15 protein-coding genes are annotated in these 15,875 nt (G+C 72.6%); 12 read left to right on the top strand and 3 right to left on the bottom strand.

Annotation, left to right across the window (positions count from 1 at the left end):
- Positions 1-19: 19 nt before the first annotated feature.
- Positions 20-376 (bottom strand): STAS domain-containing protein, encoded by a 357-nt coding sequence (locus tag DQ384_RS14770; protein ID WP_245966477.1) that lies wholly within the window; start codon positions 374-376, stop codon positions 20-22.
- The gene (locus DQ384_RS14765) at positions 366-1,703 is read right to left on the bottom strand and encodes a PP2C family protein-serine/threonine phosphatase (RefSeq protein WP_114029360.1); all 1,338 of its coding nucleotides are present in this window, start codon (positions 1,701-1,703) and stop codon (positions 366-368) included. Before DQ384_RS14765 ends, DQ384_RS14770 begins: the two co-directional genes overlap by 11 nt.
- A gap of 234 nt (positions 1,704-1,937) precedes the next feature.
- Between DQ384_RS14765 and DQ384_RS14760 the strand changes: the two genes are divergently transcribed.
- On the top strand, positions 1,938-6,113 hold the full coding sequence (locus tag DQ384_RS14760; protein ID WP_114029359.1) for a SpoIIE family protein phosphatase: 4,176 nt from the start codon (positions 1,938-1,940) through the stop codon (positions 6,111-6,113).
- On the top strand, positions 6,110-6,439 hold the full coding sequence (locus DQ384_RS14755; RefSeq protein ID WP_114029358.1) for an STAS domain-containing protein: 330 nt from the start codon (positions 6,110-6,112) through the stop codon (positions 6,437-6,439). The genes DQ384_RS14760 and DQ384_RS14755 overlap by 4 nt, the downstream gene beginning before the upstream one ends.
- Before the next feature lie 116 nt (positions 6,440-6,555).
- Here the strand turns inward: DQ384_RS14755 and DQ384_RS14750 are convergent, their stop codons facing one another.
- The gene (locus DQ384_RS14750) at positions 6,556-6,855 is read right to left on the bottom strand and encodes a hypothetical protein (protein WP_114029357.1); all 300 of its coding nucleotides are present in this window, start codon (positions 6,853-6,855) and stop codon (positions 6,556-6,558) included.
- A gap of 159 nt (positions 6,856-7,014) precedes the next feature.
- On the opposite strand from DQ384_RS14750, the gene DQ384_RS14745 reads away from it, so the two are divergent.
- From DQ384_RS14745 to DQ384_RS14700, 10 genes are all read left to right on the top strand, one after another.
- Positions 7,015-7,212 carry a transposase gene (locus DQ384_RS14745; RefSeq protein WP_114029356.1) on the top strand — a complete coding sequence of 66 codons (198 nt, stop codon included), beginning with the start codon at positions 7,015-7,017 and terminating at the stop codon, positions 7,210-7,212.
- Positions 7,213-7,788: 576 nt separating this feature from the next.
- The gene (locus tag DQ384_RS14740) at positions 7,789-8,448 is read left to right on the top strand and encodes a response regulator transcription factor (RefSeq protein ID WP_114029355.1); all 660 of its coding nucleotides are present in this window, start codon (positions 7,789-7,791) and stop codon (positions 8,446-8,448) included.
- 12 nt (positions 8,449-8,460) lie between these two features.
- Entirely contained in the window at positions 8,461-9,864 is a 1,404-nt protein-coding gene (locus tag DQ384_RS14735; RefSeq protein ID WP_114029354.1) for a sensor histidine kinase, read from the top strand.
- Between the two features lie 68 nt (positions 9,865-9,932).
- Positions 9,933-10,913: a TAXI family TRAP transporter solute-binding subunit gene (locus tag DQ384_RS14730; protein ID WP_181871215.1), complete on the top strand. Its 981-nt coding sequence runs from the start codon at positions 9,933-9,935 to the stop codon at positions 10,911-10,913.
- A 236-nt stretch (positions 10,914-11,149) separates the two neighbouring features.
- Positions 11,150-12,499: a YcaO-like family protein gene (locus DQ384_RS14725; RefSeq protein WP_114029352.1), complete on the top strand. Its 1,350-nt coding sequence runs from the start codon at positions 11,150-11,152 to the stop codon at positions 12,497-12,499.
- 8 nt (positions 12,500-12,507) lie between these two features.
- On the top strand, positions 12,508-13,146 hold the full coding sequence (locus DQ384_RS14720; RefSeq protein ID WP_114029351.1) for a hypothetical protein: 639 nt from the start codon (positions 12,508-12,510) through the stop codon (positions 13,144-13,146).
- Complete coding sequence (locus tag DQ384_RS14715) at positions 13,143-14,750, top strand: nitroreductase family protein (protein ID WP_114029350.1); 1,608 nt, start codon at positions 13,143-13,145, stop codon at positions 14,748-14,750. Before DQ384_RS14720 ends, DQ384_RS14715 begins: the two co-directional genes overlap by 4 nt.
- The gene (locus DQ384_RS14710) at positions 14,747-15,478 is read left to right on the top strand and encodes a nitroreductase family protein (protein WP_114029349.1); all 732 of its coding nucleotides are present in this window, start codon (positions 14,747-14,749) and stop codon (positions 15,476-15,478) included. The genes DQ384_RS14715 and DQ384_RS14710 overlap by 4 nt, the downstream gene beginning before the upstream one ends.
- A gap of 26 nt (positions 15,479-15,504) precedes the next feature.
- A complete protein-coding gene (locus DQ384_RS14705) occupies positions 15,505-15,672 on the top strand; it encodes a thiocillin family RiPP (RefSeq protein WP_114029348.1) in 168 nt (55 codons plus the stop codon).
- Positions 15,673-15,682: 10 nt separating this feature from the next.
- Positions 15,683-15,862 carry a thiocillin family RiPP gene (locus DQ384_RS14700; protein WP_220182950.1) on the top strand — a complete coding sequence of 60 codons (180 nt, stop codon included), beginning with the start codon at positions 15,683-15,685 and terminating at the stop codon, positions 15,860-15,862.
- Positions 15,863-15,875 lie beyond the last annotated feature (13 nt).

The following is a 15,875-nucleotide window of genomic DNA, read 5'->3' as shown; positions in this document are numbered from 1 at the left end:
CAGGGCGAGCCGAGACCGTTCACTGCAAGGCGGCTAGGGCGGCTTCCGTGGTGTCGTAGAAGGAGAACAAGCGGTCCAGGCCCATGATCGAGAATATGTGGGCGAGGTCGGGATCGAGGCCGGCCAGGGCCAGCGCCGCCCCGGCCTCCTGGGCGCGCTGGTGCGCGGCGATCAGTATCGAGACGCCGGTGGAGTCGCAGAACTTCAGTGCCGACAGGTCGATCACCAGCCCATTGCCGGGGGCGAGCGTGAGTTCGTCCAAAGCCGCCCGCAGGCGCGGGGTGGTGTGGTGATCCAGATCGCCGGCCACGCTCAGCACGTGGAGGTGAGTGGAACGCGGTTCGAGGGTGACGGTCAGACCGTGGTCATGCTGCACAAGGCTCCCGGGAGGCTACGGTCGTCGAGCGGACGGGGATGGACAGGGCGAGCACCGCGGTGTCGTCCGACACGCCCTTGCCCAGGGTCGTGATCAGTTCGTGCACCGTGGCGAGAAGGTCGTCGGCGCCGGCGGGGGCGGTGCTCGCCAGGTAGGCGGCGAGGCCTTCCTGGTCCAGCATGGATCCGCTCGCGGTGCGGGCCTCGGTGAGGCCGTCGGTGTACAGCAGCAACGCGTCTCCGGCGTTCAGGCGAGTGCTCACCTGCGCGAAGTGAGGGTCGCGCAGGATGCCGATGAGCTGCCCGCCGTCCGGGTGGAGAGGCTCGACGGTGCCGTTCGCGCGCACGATCAGGGCGGGAGGATGCCCGCCGCCGGCGAGCGTGACGGTGAACCCGTCCGGGCCAGGTTCCAGGACTCCGAAAATGGCGGTGCAGTACGGCGGCGGCGTGACGCCGCCGGCGTGCTCCTGCTGCAGGACCGCGTCCAGGTTGGCCAACACCGTGCACGGGTCGGGGTCGTAGACGGCGGCGGCGCGCAGCGTGTAACGGATCAGGGAGGTCAGGACGGCCGCATCGGCGCCCTTGCCGCAGACGTCCCCGAGGAAGAACCCCCAGCGGTTGCCGTCAAGGGGGAACAGGTCGTAGAAGTCCCCGCCGACCTCGTCGGCGGAGACGGGGTGATAGGCCGCGGCCGCGTGCAGGCCCGGCACCTGAGGCAGGGCCGGGGGGAGGAGCGTGCGCTGGAGGATGCGGGCCAGGCGTTCGGCGTCGGCGCGCTGGCGGCGTTCGGCGGCGACGATACGTGAGGTGGCCAGCCGCGACTCCAGTTCGCCCATGACCAGGGCGGCCAGGTCTCGCAGGGCGTCGAGCTCCTCGACGCCGGCCTGCCGGGGGCGTGTGTCCATGACGTTGACGCTGCCCAGGCGGTGGCCATCGGGGGTGGTGATCGGGGCCGCCGCGTAGAAGCGGACGCCCGGCTCGCCGGCCACCATCGGATCGGCCGAGACGCGCGGGTCCGCCGAGGCGTCCGGGATGACGAAGGCGCCGTCATGGGCGAGGGCCGAGGCGCACAGGCTCACGGCACGCCGGGTCTGGCACAGCCGCGCCGATATCCCGTGGCCGGCGTGGCAGCGGACCCACTCGTCGTCGATGATGGTGACGGTGGCGATGGGGGCGTGGAAGATGCGCGCGGCCAGCGAGGCCACCCGGTCCAACGCGCCGTCGCCGGGATCGTCCGGGACCGCGTAGCGGCGCACGGCCGCCAGTCGGCGCGCTTCGTCGGTGGCGTTGACGTCTGGCTCCTTCCCGGCATGCTCCTCACGGCGCACGAGGCGGACGCAAAGCCCCAGAATAAGTTGCCCTATTGTACGTAACCGTTGACCTCATCCTGAACATGACCTGCCGGATCAGGCCGGTGGACATCGATCCGCTCACGCGGAGGCGGGCGAGGCGACGAGCGGGGCGTCACCGATCCGCGGGCATGGAGGCGCCCGCGACGGGGCGACGGCGCGGTGACGAGCCCGGCGCAGAGGAGCGGGCCGGTGTGAACGAAGGGGTGTCAGATGACGCGCGGTGACGACGCTGAGCGCGGGCCGGTGGCAGCGGCCGGGGCCGGGATATTCACCGTCGACGATGAGGTCGGCCGGGATCTGGCGATGGTGGACTGGCGGGCGACCCCGCTCGGGCCGCCGTCCGAGTGGCCGCAGAGCCTGCAGACGACGGTGAGCATCCTGCTGTCGTCCCGGTTCTCCATGTGGATGGCGTGGGGGCCGGAGCTGACGTTCTTCTGCAACGCCGCCTACCGCCGCGACACCCTGGGCCGGAAATACCCGTGGGCGCTCGGCCGGCCGGCCCGCGAGGTGTGGGCGGAGATCTGGGACGACATCGGCCCGCGGATCGACGCCGTGCTCGCCACGGGAGAGGCGACCTGGGACGAGGCGCTGCTGCTGTTCCTGAAACGGGCGGGCTATCCGGAGGAGACCTATCACACGTTCTCCTACAGTCCCCTTCGCGACGACACCGGCGCGGTGGTCGGCATGCTGTGCGTCGTCAGTGAGGTGACCGACGGGGTCATCGGCGAGCGGCGGATGGCGACACTGCGGGATCTCGGGTCCGATCCCAGCGTGGTCCGCACTGAGCAGGAGATGCTGGCGTTCGCCTGCCGGCAGCTCGACCGCAACCCGCACGACCTGCCGTTCACATTGACCTACCTGTTCGACGATCACGGCCGCGCGCGGCTGGCGGGGGCGACCGGGATCTCCGCCGGGCACCCGAGCGCCCCCGTCACCCTGCCGCTCGGCGATCCCGGCGGGGTATGGCCCGCGGCGGCGCTGGCGCAGGGGAAATCGGTGCTGATGGCGCTCGACGGCACCAGGTTCGCCGGCCTCCCGTCCGGGGACTGGCCGGAGCCGCCCGCTCAGGCGCTGGTGGTGCCCTTGCTCCAGCAGGGCGGGGTGCCGCACGGGTTCCTGGTGGCCGCGCTCAACCGGTACCGGCCCCTGGACGACGGCTATCGCGGGTTCATCGAGCTGGCCGCGGGGCATGTCGCGGCCGGGGTCGCGAGCGCCCGCAGCTACCAGGCCCAGCAGCGGCGGGCGGAGGAACTGGCCGAGCTGGACCGGGCGAAGACCGTCTTCTTCTCCAACATCAGCCACGAGTTCCGCACGCCCCTGACCTTGATCATGGGGCCGGTGCAGGAACTGCGGACCGCGCTGACCGACGCCGATGAGCAGGTGCGCCAGGACCTGGAGGTCGTCCACCGCAACGGGCTGCGCCTCGGCAAACTCGTCAACACGCTGCTCGACTTCTCCCGCATCGAGGCCGGTCGCATGCAGGCCCGCTACGAGCCGGTGGACCTGGCGGCCGTGACCGCCGAGCTGGCCAGCGTCTTCCGTTCCGCGATCGACAGGGCCGGCCTGGTCTTCGAGGTGAACTGCCCTCCGCTTGCCGAGCCGGTGTACATCGACCGGGGCATGTGGGAGAAGGTGGTGCTCAACCTGCTGAGCAACGCGCTGAAGTTCACCTTCGAGGGCTCGGTCGGCGTCACGGTGCGCGCGGAGGGCGCCCATGCGGTGGTGACCGTCACCGACACGGGGATCGGCGTCCCGGCCGAGGAGGTGCCGCGGCTGTTCGAGCGGTTCCACCGCATCGAGAGCGCGCGGTCGCGCTCCAACGAGGGCAGCGGCATCGGACTGGCCCTGGTACAGGAACTGGTCGGCCTTCACGGCGGCACCATCACCGCCGGCAGCGTCGCGGGCGAGGGCACGACCTTCACCATCCGGCTGCCCTTCGGTTCCGGTCACCTGCCGGCCGGCAGCCTGGTCCCGCCCAGAGCGGCGGAGGTGGTCTCGGCCACCGCGGACCCCTTCGTCGAAGAGGCCCTGCGCTGGCTCCCCGGGGACGGCGTGGCCGCCGAGGCGACGGCCCCGGCCGGTGTCTCCACCGGCGCCCAGCCCTCGGCGTCGGGTGAGGGCGCGCCCGCCCGGGTGCTGATCGCCGACGACAACGCCGACATGCGCGAGTACCTCGTCCGCCTCCTCAAGGGCGCCGGCTACCTCGTCAGCGCCGTCAGCGACGGGCAGCAGGCCCTGGACGCCATCCGCGCGGACGCCCCCGACCTCGTGGTCAGCGATGTGATGATGCCTCGCCTGGACGGCCTGGCCCTGGTCGCGGCGCTGCGGGCCGATCCGCGGACCGCCGGTGTTCCGGTGCTGTTGCTGTCGGCCCGTGCCGGGCAGGAGGCATCCATCGAGGGCCTGGAGGCGGGAGCGGACGACTACCTGGTCAAACCGTTCTCCGCCGCCGAGCTGCTCGCGCGGGCGCGGGCCAACGTGGAGCTGGCCCGGATGCGCGGCCATCACGCCCGGTGGCGCAACGCCATGATCGACTCCCTGCAGGAGGCGTTCTTCGTCGCCGACGAGAACGGCGCCGTGATCGAGATCAACTCGGCGTTCACCGACATCCTCGGCTACGGGCCCGAAGGCCTGCCCTACATTCCCCGGTATCCCTGGTGGCCGGACGAGAGCGACGACCCACAGGCCCACGCGAAGGTCGCCGAGGTGTTCGCCCGGCTGGTCGGCGATGGCCGGGGTAGCGCCGTGGTCCCCGTCACCCATCGTGACGGGCACCGGCTCTGGATCGCGGCCACCTTCAACGACGTCAGCGACCCTGACACCGGCAGACGCCGCGTGGTGGGCACCATGCGCGACGTCACCGCCGAGCGCTACCTCGTGCAGCGTGAGAGCGCGCTGGCGGCGCTCAGCATGCGCGTCTCCCAGGCGGACGACCTGACCGACGCCCTGTGCGAGGCGCTGGAGGCCCTGCAGGGGGTCTGGCACGCCCGGCAGGTCCTGGCCGCCGTCTGGAACGGTGACGGCCCGCCGGACCTCGTCTGCGTGCCTGAGGCGAGCGGCTGGCAGGACCTGCCGGAGCGGTCGCGCGAGAAGCTGGAAGCGCTGCGTGAGCAGCCTCCGCTGCGTCCGGTCGCCCCCGAGGCGGGCGGGGCCGGCGTCACCCTGGAGTACCCCGGGGGCCTGCTGGCCGTCTGGATCGACCTGGGCCAGAACCGGCCCTTCACCGGTGAGGACCAGACCTTGCTGGCGCTGCTGGCCGGCCATCTCGGCCAGGGCCTGCACCGGGTCCACCAGCTCGACCAGCAGCGTGAGGCCGCCGTGGCCCTCCAGCGCGCCATCCTCGGCCCGGCCCGGCTCCCCTCCGGCTTCGCCGTGCGATACGAACCGGCCGGCCGTCCCCTGGAGGTCGGCGGCGACTGGTACGACATCGTGCCGCTGGCCGAAGAGCGCATCGGGATCGTGGTCGGCGACTGCGTGGGACGAGGGTTGGAGGCGGCGGCCGTCATGGGGCAACTGCGCAGCGCCTGCCGCGCCCTGCTGTTGCAGGACGCCGGCCCCGCGCAGGTGTTCTCCGCCCTCGACCGGTTCGCCGCCCTCGTCCCGGGCGCCAAGTGCACCACCGTCTTCTGTGGCGTCCTGGACACCGCCACCGGCGACCTCGTCTACTCCAGCGCCGGTCATCCCCCGGGCATCCTGGCCCACGCCGACGGGAGCGTCGTGCTCCTGGAGGGCGGCCGATCCACCCCGCTGGCCGTACGGCCGGGCCATCCGCGGCCCGAGGCCAGGTGCACGGTGCCGGCCCGATCGACCCTGCTGCTGTACACCGACGGTCTGGTCGAGCGCCGCCGGCGTCCGCTGACCGCCGGCATCGACCAGGCCAGCGCCGCCGTCCAGGCCGGCCGGTCCACCCCCATCGAGGACCTGGCGGCCGACGTCATGGCCGACCTCGCGCCGGACGGCGGCTTCAACGACGACGTCGCCCTGCTGCTGTACCGGCAGCCCGCCCCGCTGGAGCTGGCCTTTCCCGCAGAATCGCGCCAGCTCGCCCCCGTGCGCACGGCCCTGCGGGACTGGCTGAGCCGTTGCCAGCTCACCCCCAAGCTGATCCAGAACGTGCTCGTCGCGGCCGGGGAGGCCTGCGCCAACGCGATCGAGCACGGACACCGCCACGCCCCCGGCCGCACGATCCGCCTGCGGGCGGTCGCCACCGCCGGCAGTCTGCACCTGACCGTCGCCGACTCCGGCCGCTGGAAGCCTCCGCAACCCGAGGCGAATCTTCATCGAGGCCGGGGCGTCGCTCTCATGCGCGCCCTGATGCACGAGGTCACCATCCACCCCGGTGCCGCCGGAACCATCGTCGACATGCATGCGAGGATCACTCGATGACCACCCCTCTGACCCTGGTCGTCGCAGAGCGGCCCGACGGCACCCCGGTCCTCGCCGTCAGCGGTGAGATCGACATGAGCAACGCCGGTGCCCTGGACGACGCGCTGACCAGGTCGACCGGCGACGGCCTGCTGCTCGTCGATCTGAGTGCGGTGGACTATCTCGACAGCGCGGGTCTGACCGTCCTTTTCTCCCACTCCTCACGCATCCGGCTCGTCGCCAACCCGTTGCTCGCACCCGTCCTGACCATCTCCGGGCTCACCGAGGTCACCACCGTCGAGGGAATCGCCTCCGACGGGACGGCCACGGGAAGCGATGATTCGTGAGGGGCACTCTCGTCTGAATCATCGTTGGGAGTGGTGAAGCAGTAGGTCGCGACCTCGTCGGCCCAGTCGCCGGTCGAGGACGCGACCGTGGTCCCCGCCTCGGCCTCGGGCGGGACTCAGCGCAGGTTGACCCAGTAGTTCTGGAGCGTTCCGGTCGCGGGGATGCGCGCGGTGGAGATCTGGCCCACCGGAACCCAGGGGCCCTCGTTGGTGATGACGCCGACCTGGGGGTTCACGTGGCGGGCGACGAGGTAGACCTGGTGCTCGCCGGTGCCGGTCTCGCAGAGGCTGTTGACGTAGCCGTTCGACACCCAGGTGCTGCAGGTGCCCGGGATCGCGTAGGCGGTGCCGCCCGGCAGCGCGACGGCGAGCAGCGCGGCGCCGCCGAGGGCGGCCGCCCACTTCCTGTACTTCACGTGTGCTTCCTCCTGCATTCTCACGGGTAGCGGACGTTTCTCTTAGGAAAGTTTCCTAACCGGAACATACCTGTGGACGGCCCCCCGTCAAGACCCTGTCCACGGGGAGGCCGGGCCGGTTTTGCCACTGCTCGACCTGCGGATTCGTATCCTTCGCCCATGTCGCGATGGGTGGGCGCCGCCGGGCACGAGGTCGAGGCCGTGCGGCTGAACGGGCGGTCGCTGCTGCGCGTCAGCCAGTACGGGTACGTGGTGGCCTACTGCCGGTCGGTGGCGGAGGTCGCCGGGTACGTCGACCTCGGGGATCTCGTCGAGGTCGTCACGCTGCCCGCCCGCGACCGGCGGCCGTCGATTTAACCGTTCCCCTCGTCGCGTAGTGAGCCGCGGGCGAATGTACCGTTCCATTTTCGGTTTAACATTCGATGAAATGCGGCCTCGTGCGGGAATGACGGCCGCGGACGCCCGCCGCAATTGGCGCGGGCTTTTCGCCGGACGGTTTCCCCGCGCCGCCGACGGCAGGCCCGCCTCTCGCCGGACGGTGCTCGGAAAGCCGCGAAGCCGCGCGGCCGCGGCAGGAGGCCGGCGGCAGAAGATTGATCTTCCGGGCCCGTCGTGTTTCAATGTCCTGGTCAGCGAGCTTGCCGGTCGCCGGGGGCCCGCAGAGGGCCGCGTCCGGGGGCGGGCGCCCGCCCGTGCGGGGTTGCGGCCGGCGACGTCTCCACGCCGCGCGGCCCTCTTCCAGGGGCGGGACCGCGAATATGAATAACCCTCATCATGCCCCTGGCGGGAAGCGGCCGGTGTCCCGCCGGTATATCCAGCGGCATGCCCGCACGGCAATTCAACACGCGAAGCGTTATCAAATGTAGATGATCGACGGCTTGTTGAGGGATATGTCCCTGGATAGTGTCCAGCGCGGGGACAAAAGGGGGCTAAATGAATATTCTTCTGGTCGAGGACGACAGGCGGATGGCCGCCGCTCTCACCGCCGTCCTGCGCAGATACGGCTACAACGTCGCACACGCCTCCACCGGTGAGGAGGCCCGGCAGGCCACGGGGTACGACCTGATCCTCCTCGACCTCGGCCTGCCCGACGAGGACGGCGTCGACTTCTGCCGCTCGATCCGCCGGTTCAGCAGCATCCCGATCATCATGCTCTCGGCCAGGGGCGCCGAGCACGACCGCATCCTCGGGCTCCGCGCCGGCGCCGACGACTACATGCCCAAACCGTTCAGCATGGTCGAGCTGGAGGCGCGGATCCAGGCGGTCATGCGGCGCCCGCGCACCACCATGAGCCCCACCATCGTGGTGGAGGACCTCACCCTCGACATGGCCGCGCACACGGTCTCACGCGCCGGACGGCCCATCGGCCTGACGCCGAAGGAGTTCGGGCTGCTCGCCCGCCTCGCCGAGAACCACGGAAAGGTCGTCAACCGCGAACAGCTCCTGCTGGAGATCTGGCACGACTCGGGCAAGGCGGCCGCCCGCACCCTGGACGTGCACATCACCAACTTACGGTCCAAATTAGGCCGTCCCGCGATCCTGGAGACCGTCCGCGGCGTGGGCTACAGGCTCGGCGCCCCGGCGGCCGACTGATCGGCGGGCGCCATGCGAAGGCGGATCGCCGTCGTCTTCCGTTCCCTGATCGCCCTGACCCTCGTCTGCCTCGCCGTCCCGTTCGCCATCTCGACGGCCAGGAACAACACCCAGCGGCTCGTGCTCGACCGGCAGTCCGACACCGAGCACTTCGCCCAGATGGCCGGAACCGCCCTGTCCGGCGAGCGCGGCGGCCTCGCCCAGGAGCTCGCGCGCTACCAGAACCTGTACGGCGTCCGCACGCTGGTGGTGGCCCGGGACGGCCTGGTCGTCGCGTCGTCCTCGGCCGACCGGAGCCTCGGCCCCGGCATGGCCGAGCAGGCGACCGCCGCCCTGTTCGGCGAGCGGGCGACCTCCGGCGAGATCGTCTGGCCCTGGGACTCCCGGCCCTACGTCGTCGCCATCCCGGTCTTCGTCGGCGGCGAGTGCGTGGGGGCCGCGCTGACGGTCTCACCCACCAAGGAGCTCAGGACGCGCATCCTCGACCAGTGGACCGTCCTGCTGCTCGTCGGCGTCGGCGTCATCGTCCTGGCGGGGATCATGGTGGAGCCGGTGATCCGGTGGATCCTCCGCCCGGTCCGCACCCTGCACCGGGCGGCCACCTCCATCGCCGCCGGGGAGCTCACCGCCCGCGCCGAGCCCTGCTCGGGACCGCCGGAGCTGCGCAGCCTCGCCGAGGCGTTCAACACCATGGGCGACACGATCGAACGGCTGATCGCCCGGCAGCGCGTCTTCGTCGCCCACGCCAGCCACCAGCTCCGCACCCCGCTGGCCGTCCTCCACCTGCAACTGGAGGAACTCGGCTACGTCCACCCGCCCGCCGCCCCGGGCCTCGGCATCTGCGTTGAGGAGGTGGACCGGCTGTCGCGCGTGTGCGAGGGCCTGCTGGCTTTCGGCCGCGCCGAGTCCGACTCGGTGCTGCTGTGCCGGGAGGACGTGGGCACGGTGGTGCGCGAGCGGGTCTCGGCGTGGCGCTCGCTGGCGGCCCGCCGGGGCGTGCGGCTGGAGCGCAGGGGAGAGGCGTCGCTCACGGCGGAGAGCAGCGAGGGGATGCTCGCGCAGGTCCTGGACGCGCTCATCGACAACGCGATCAAGTTCAGCGGCCGCGGCGGGACGGTCACCGTCCACGTGGGGGACGAGGACGGGTGGGCCGAGGCCCGCGTGGTGGACGACGGTCCCGGCTTGCCCGCCGAGGCCCGCGCCAAGGCCACCGAGCCGTTCTGGCGCGGCAGGGACAGCCAGAACATCGACGGGACGGGCCTCGGGCTGACGATCTGCGCGACCCTGGTGACGCGGGCCGGCGGGCGGTTCGACCTGCTGGAGGCGTTCCCCCGGGGCCTGGAGGCCCGCGTCCGGCTGCGCCGCGTGGCGGCCGGCGGGGCCGAGGCCGTACCCGCGGTCGAGGGGGAGTCGTGAGCGGGGCCGTGAGCGAGGCCGTGACCAGAGTGGTGAACGGGGCTGTGAACAGAGCCGTGGACGGGGCCGTGAACAGAGCCGTGGACAGAACCGTGCGCGGGGCCGTGAGCGGGGTCTCGCGGCGCGCGGCGCTCGCCTCCGCGCTCCTCCTGGGCGTCGGCGCGTGCTCCTCGCGCGGCCACCGCGAGCGCCTCACCATCGCGACCGGCGGCACCGGCGGCGTGTACTACGCGCTCGGCGAGGCGCTGGCGGCCGTCATGCGGCGGCGCTGGGACGTCGACGTCGTCGTCACGAGGAGCGCCGCCTCGATCGAGAACCTGCACCTGGTCGCCGCGGGCCGGGCCGACCTCGGCTTCGCCAGCATCGACGCGGTCGCCCTCGCCGTGGCCGGGCACGCGCCGTTCCTCGGCCGCCGGCCGATCACCAGCCTGGCCCTGCTGTACGACGACTACCTCCAGTTCACCACGGGCGCGGGCGACCCGATCCGCAGGCCCGCCGACATCTCCGGGACCGCGGTGTCCGTCGGCGCGCCCGAGTCGGGCACCGAGCTGATCGTCCTGCGCCTGCTGCGCACCGCGGGCATCGAGCCCTCGCGGCTCGTGCGGCTGGGCGTGGCCGACTCGGCCGACGCCATGCGCCGGGGCGAGATCCGGGGCTTCTTCTTCTCCGGCGGCATTCCCACCCCGGCGATCGCCGCCCTCGCCCGCTCGTCGCCGATCCGGCTGCTGCCGCTCGGCGCGTACGTGCCCGCCCTCCAGCGGGAGTACGACGGCGTCTACGTCACCAGGACCGTCCCCGCCAACACCTACGGGCTCGACGCCGACGTGTCGACCATCGGCGTGCACAACCTGCTCGTCGCCAACGCGGCGATGCCCGCCGACCTGGCGTACCGGATCACCAAGCTGCTGTTCGAGTCGCGCGGGGAACTGGCGGCGACCCACGCCGAGGCCCGCCACCTGCACGAACGCACGGCCGTGTTCACCGAGCCGGTGCCCCTGCACCCGGGGGCGGTGCGGTACTACCGGGAAGTGAAGTACGGCGTCGGCTGAGGCCGGTTACCAGGCGCGGCGGGGGCGCGTCAAGCGTGGACCCGGTCAGCTTAACCCGCTCTTAGCTTCCTAAGTTTTCCCTAAGACGGGCCACCGGATATTGCCCCGCATTTCCCGGCATTCTAGTTTTACGGCTGAGCAGCTCCGCCGGAGCCTCTCCCCGAGAAAGCGACAGCAGCCGCGGGCACGGCCCGGGCCGATTCGCGGTCGCCGCATGTTCGACAGGAGAATTCGGAATGCGCACGCTTGAGGAAGTGCCGAAGAGCACGGATATCCCCGCATCTCTTCAGAACATGGGCAAGCTGGTCTCCCCTTACGGGCTCGTTTCCAGATTGACCTGGCTGCCCGTCGCCGAGGGCGAACCCGATTTCCCGATATTCACCGGGTCGCTGGGAAATCCCGGCGCCGTGCTCGACGCGCAGGCCGCATGGGCGCACGACCCGGCGTCGGGGAACTTCGACGGGGCCGGCGGCGCCCTCGACCGCGAGACGGCCGCGCACCTGGCGGTCGCCGAGTCGCTGGAGCGCTACTCCTCCTGCGCCTGGCACGCCGAGGACATGATCTGGGCGACCGCCGCCGAACTCGGCGACGACGCGATCCCGCCGTGGGAGTGGCCGAACTGCTCGCCCGCCGAGCTGGCCGACCCCCGGTGCGGCCTGGTGCCGGTGGACCCGAGGGTGCCGCTGCGCTGGGTGCGCGGCTGGTCCCTCACCCGGGGCCGCCTGGTGTACGTCCCCGCGGTGCAGGTCTACCTCAAGTGCCCGCCCGAGTCGGCGGCCGAGCGCTACCTGCACCCGGTCTCCACCGGCTGCGCCGCGCACGGCGACCCGGTCTCCGCCGTCGTCAACGGCCTGCTGGAGGTGGTCGAGCGCGACTCGATCGCCCTGACGTGGCTCCAGCGCCTGCGTCTGCCCCGGCTGACCTACGACCTGGACACGCTCGCTCCGGGGCACCGGGCGTTCGTCGAGCGCGGCGCCTCGGAGAACATCCGCACGCTGCTGTTCGACGCCACCACCGACCTCGGCGTCCCGGTGGTCTACGGGCTGCTGCTGGCCGACCACGACCCGGCGCTCGCCCAGGTGGTCGTCGCGACCTGCGACGTCGACCCCGGCAAGGCGGTGGCGAAGCTGTACCGCGAGGCCGCCTCGCTGCGGATCGCCCTGCGCGCGATGTCCGGCCGGGCGCCGGGCGCGTCCGAGGACCTGCTCAGCGTCGTCGGGGGCGCGCTGATCTCCGGTCCTCTCGCGCAGCGCCACCGGTTCGACTTCCTGCTGGAGGGCGAGCGCCCCACCCGCGACCTCGCGGACCTGCCCGCCCCGGATCCCTCCGAGCCCCCGCTGCCGTGGCTGCTGGACCGCCTGCACCGCGCCGGATGCGAGGTCGTGGTCGTGGACATCACCACCGACGAGGCGCGGCAGGTGGGCGCCACCGTCGTCCGCGTGCTCGTCCCGCAGCTCATGCCCCTCTCGTTCGCCCAGCGGGCCCGCTATCTGGGGCACCCGCGGCTGTACCGCGCCCCCGCCGCCATGGGCCACCCCGTGTACGGCGAGGACGCCGTGAACCCCCACCCGCAGCCCTTCGCGTGAGGCCGAGGATGATGAACACCGCCGCCGTAGACCGCCATCTGCTGGTCCTCGCCTCCGGACCGTTCGGGAAGGACGTCGCCGGACGCCTGGAGCGCCACTTCTCCGCCACCGTCCAGGACATCGAGGACGGAACCCATCCGAGCGCGTGGCCGCACGCCGATCTGATCGTGCTGGCGACCTCCCACGAGCGGCCCCGCATCGCCGAGGCGCTGGACCGGGCCGCCTTCGCGTGGAGGATCCCCTGGTTCGCGGTGCTGGCCGGGGCCACCGACATCCAGTGCGGCCCGCTGGTCCTGCCCGGCAGGACGGCCTGCCACCGGTGCTTCGTCCGCCGCCGCGACCAGCACGTCCGCGCCGGCCATGCCGATCACGCCGCCGCCGCGAACGACGGCAGGTACCCGAGCGGCTACCCCGGCCACCACGTGGGCATCGCGACCGCGTTCGCCCGCCAGGCCGTCGCCGAGGCGTTCGGCGAGCGGGCGCCCGGCGCCCTGGGAGGCACGGTCCGGCGGTTCAACCAGATCAGCGGGGCCACGAGCAGGGCGTCGGTGGTGGCGGTGGACCGCTGCCTCCGGTGCCGTCCCCGCCCCACCAGTGAAGACCTGTGGCGCGGCCTCGCCGCGAGCGACAAGGGGGGTAGCCGATGAGCGACAAGTCGGTGATCACTGCGGAGGCCATGGGAGAGGCCGCGCGGTTCGACCCGCAGCTGCGCGTCCCCCGAAGGCCGCGCGTCCGCAGGGGGCTGGTGATCAGCGTCGAGGACGGCCAGGTGGTGGTCGAGGGGGCGCCCAAGAAGCAGTTGCTGCGCGGCAGGTCGGCCACCGAGATGCTGCCCGCCCTGCTGGACCGGCTCGACGGCGTGCGCGACCACGCCGAGCTGGCCCGCGAGATCGGCGTCACCGAGGACGTGATCTTCAAGGCGCTGTCGCTGCTGTGGACGTGCGGGATCATCGAGGAGGCCCCGCCCGCCGAGGACCTCGCCCACGAGGTCGACGACGCCCTCGCCGACTTCCTGTCCCGGGTGGGCGACTCCACGGGCGCCAACGCCGCCTGGGAGCAGGCCGCGGCCCGGCTGCAGGCGGCCAGGGTCGAGGTCTTCGGCGACCCCTTCCTCGCCGAGGCGCTGTGCGCCGAGCTCGGCCGCTCCATGGACGCCGTGCCCGCCACGGGCCCGCTGCCGCGCGTCGAGACCACCCTGGTGGCCTGCGTCGGCCGCCCGGACGACGCGCTCGCCGCCCGCTGCTGGGAGAAGGGCGTCCCGCTGATGCGGCTGCGCCTCAGCGGGCGCAGGGCCGACCTCGGCCCGATGGCCGACCCGCAGATCACCCCCTGCCTGGACTGCCTCTCCGCCGGCGACGTCACCGACGACCGCGCGCCGGTCGACGGCGACCACGCGCTCGCTGTGGCCCTGTTCGCCCGCGAGCTGTTCGCCGCCGTCTCCAGGTCCACCACGGTGCCGCTGCCGATGCGCTGGCGCTCGGTGGACCTGGAGACCCTCGCCCAGCAGGACAACTCCTCGGCGACGAGGCCCGGCTGCGAGCGCTGCTCGGTCGCCGGGGGCCCGGTGGCCGCGCGGGCCTCGCTCGCCGCGCGGTACGAGGCCGGGGTGGCGATGCCGCCCAAGGAGTTCGCCGACCTCAAAGCCCACCAGATGCACTACAAGCCGTCGAACCTGGCCCTGCAGCGGGTCGCGCGGACCTGGCCGGTGGCGCCGGCGGTGGAACTGCCGCCACCGGCCCACGAGCGGCTGGCCACGCGCGCGTCCGCGAGCCCGCTCGGGGCGGAGGAGCTCTCCCTGATGCTGTCGGTCGTCGCCGGCAACAAGGCGGAGAGCGAGCAGCGGGTGCTGCGGTGGACGGCCAGCGGGGGCAACATCGGCTCGGTCACGGCCTACGCGGTCGTCCGCGACGTCCCCGGCGTCGAGCCCGGCGTCTACGGCTACGTCGGCCCCGAGCACCGCCTGGCCCGGCTGTCGCGGGCGGCGGACGCCGTCCCCGGCGGGACGCCGCTGACGCTGGTGCTGAGCGGCGACTTCCCCAAGGTGGCGCAGAAGTACGCGGCCTTCGCCCTGCGCATCGTCCTGCTGGACTCCGGCTGCGCCCAGGCGACGGCCCGCGAGGCGGCGCGCGCGCTCGGCCTCCGCATGGCCCTGCGGCCCGCCTGGGACGACGAGGCCGTCACCCGCGTCCTCGGCGTCGACCCCGACCTCGAACCCGTCACCGCGATCATCGACCTGGGAGGCGGCGCGTGAGCAGCCCGCACGAGCTCGCCGCGGAGCTCATCAGCTCGTTCCGTGCCCCCGCGCCCGCTGGCGCGCCGGAGTCCCCGCGGCCGCGCTCCGAGCCCGCCCCGCTGGGCCCGAGCGTGACGGCCGGCGAGGACCACCACCCCCGGGGCGACCTTCTGACCGCGCTGCGCACGCGCAGGTCCACCCGTTTCTTCTCCCCGGACCCGATCGAGGCCTCCCTGCTGGCCGGCGTGGTCGCCCGCGGCATCGAGGAGGACGCCGCCGCCTGGCCGGACCTGCAGGGCGACTGCGGCCTGCGGACCGACGTCGTCGCCTTCCGGGTGGGCGGCCTGGAGCCCGGGATGTTCCGGCTGGACGCTCCGCGGCGCTCCTACACCCCCGTCGCGCCCCTGCCGCCCGCCGCCGCGCTGCACGACCTCACGCTGCAGTGGGAGTTCTGCGAGTCCGCCGCCATCGTCTCCATCAACGCCGACCTGGAGCGCGTCGGCGAGGTCCACGGCGGCCACGGCTACCGGATGCTGCTCGGCCGCGTGTCCGCCGCCGCGTACACGATGTGGCTGGACGCGGTGGCCTGCGGCCTGGTCGGCACGGTGTTCGCGGGCTTCATCCCCGCCTCCGTGCGCCGGCCGCTGCGCAGCGACGGCACCAGCCGGCACCAGATCTTCGCCCTCGCCCTGGGCGCCCCCGCGCGCGCCCCCCAGACCTCTCCGGTGGCGACCGGCCACCGGTGACCCCGACAGACCAGAAAGGAGTGATCATGTCCGGAACCGAACTCGAGCTCTACGCCCTCGGCGACTCGCTCGAGCTGGAGACCCTCGCCGACGGCAACGCGCTCGCGTCCGTCTCGACGGCCGGCACGGGGTCCAGCGCGTCCTGCCCCGCCACCAGCGCCTCTTCGTTCAGCTCGTTCTCCACCTACACCTGATACCGAAGGGATGATCAAGATGGACTTCCAGCTCGACCTGCACACCGTGGAGCTCCCCGACGACGGCCTGTTCCTGGAGCAGGTTCCCGAGGGCGTGGCGCTCGGCACCTACAGCACCGCCTCGACGGTCGGCACGGCCAGCTGCCCCAGCACCGCGGGCAGCATCATGACCGCCAACTGCCAGGGCTGATTCCCCCGGCTCG

Source organism: Sphaerisporangium album (genome assembly GCF_003323745.1).
GTDB lineage: Bacteria > Actinomycetota > Actinomycetes > Streptosporangiales > Streptosporangiaceae > Sphaerisporangium > Sphaerisporangium album.
Note: the sequence above shows the minus strand (reverse complement) of the source record. Positions and strands in the feature narration are given on the sequence as shown.

Coding starts and splice junctions, on each gene's coding strand:
- DQ384_RS14715 (WP_114029350.1), top strand. CDS start 13,143: ATGAGCGACAAGTCGGTGATCACTGCGGAGGCCATGGGAGAGGCCGCG.
- DQ384_RS14740 (WP_114029355.1), top strand. CDS start 7,789: ATGAATATTCTTCTGGTCGAGGACGACAGGCGGATGGCCGCCGCTCTC.
- DQ384_RS14755 (WP_114029358.1), top strand. CDS start 6,110: ATGACCACCCCTCTGACCCTGGTCGTCGCAGAGCGGCCCGACGGCACC.
- DQ384_RS14745 (WP_114029356.1), top strand. CDS start 7,015: ATGTCGCGATGGGTGGGCGCCGCCGGGCACGAGGTCGAGGCCGTGCGG.
- DQ384_RS14705 (WP_114029348.1), top strand. CDS start 15,505: ATGTCCGGAACCGAACTCGAGCTCTACGCCCTCGGCGACTCGCTCGAG.
- DQ384_RS14725 (WP_114029352.1), top strand. CDS start 11,150: ATGCGCACGCTTGAGGAAGTGCCGAAGAGCACGGATATCCCCGCATCT.
- DQ384_RS14735 (WP_114029354.1), top strand. CDS start 8,461: ATGCGAAGGCGGATCGCCGTCGTCTTCCGTTCCCTGATCGCCCTGACC.
- DQ384_RS14700 (WP_220182950.1), top strand. CDS start 15,683: ATGATCAAGATGGACTTCCAGCTCGACCTGCACACCGTGGAGCTCCCC.
- DQ384_RS14720 (WP_114029351.1), top strand. CDS start 12,508: ATGATGAACACCGCCGCCGTAGACCGCCATCTGCTGGTCCTCGCCTCC.
- DQ384_RS14760 (WP_114029359.1), top strand. CDS start 1,938: ATGACGCGCGGTGACGACGCTGAGCGCGGGCCGGTGGCAGCGGCCGGG.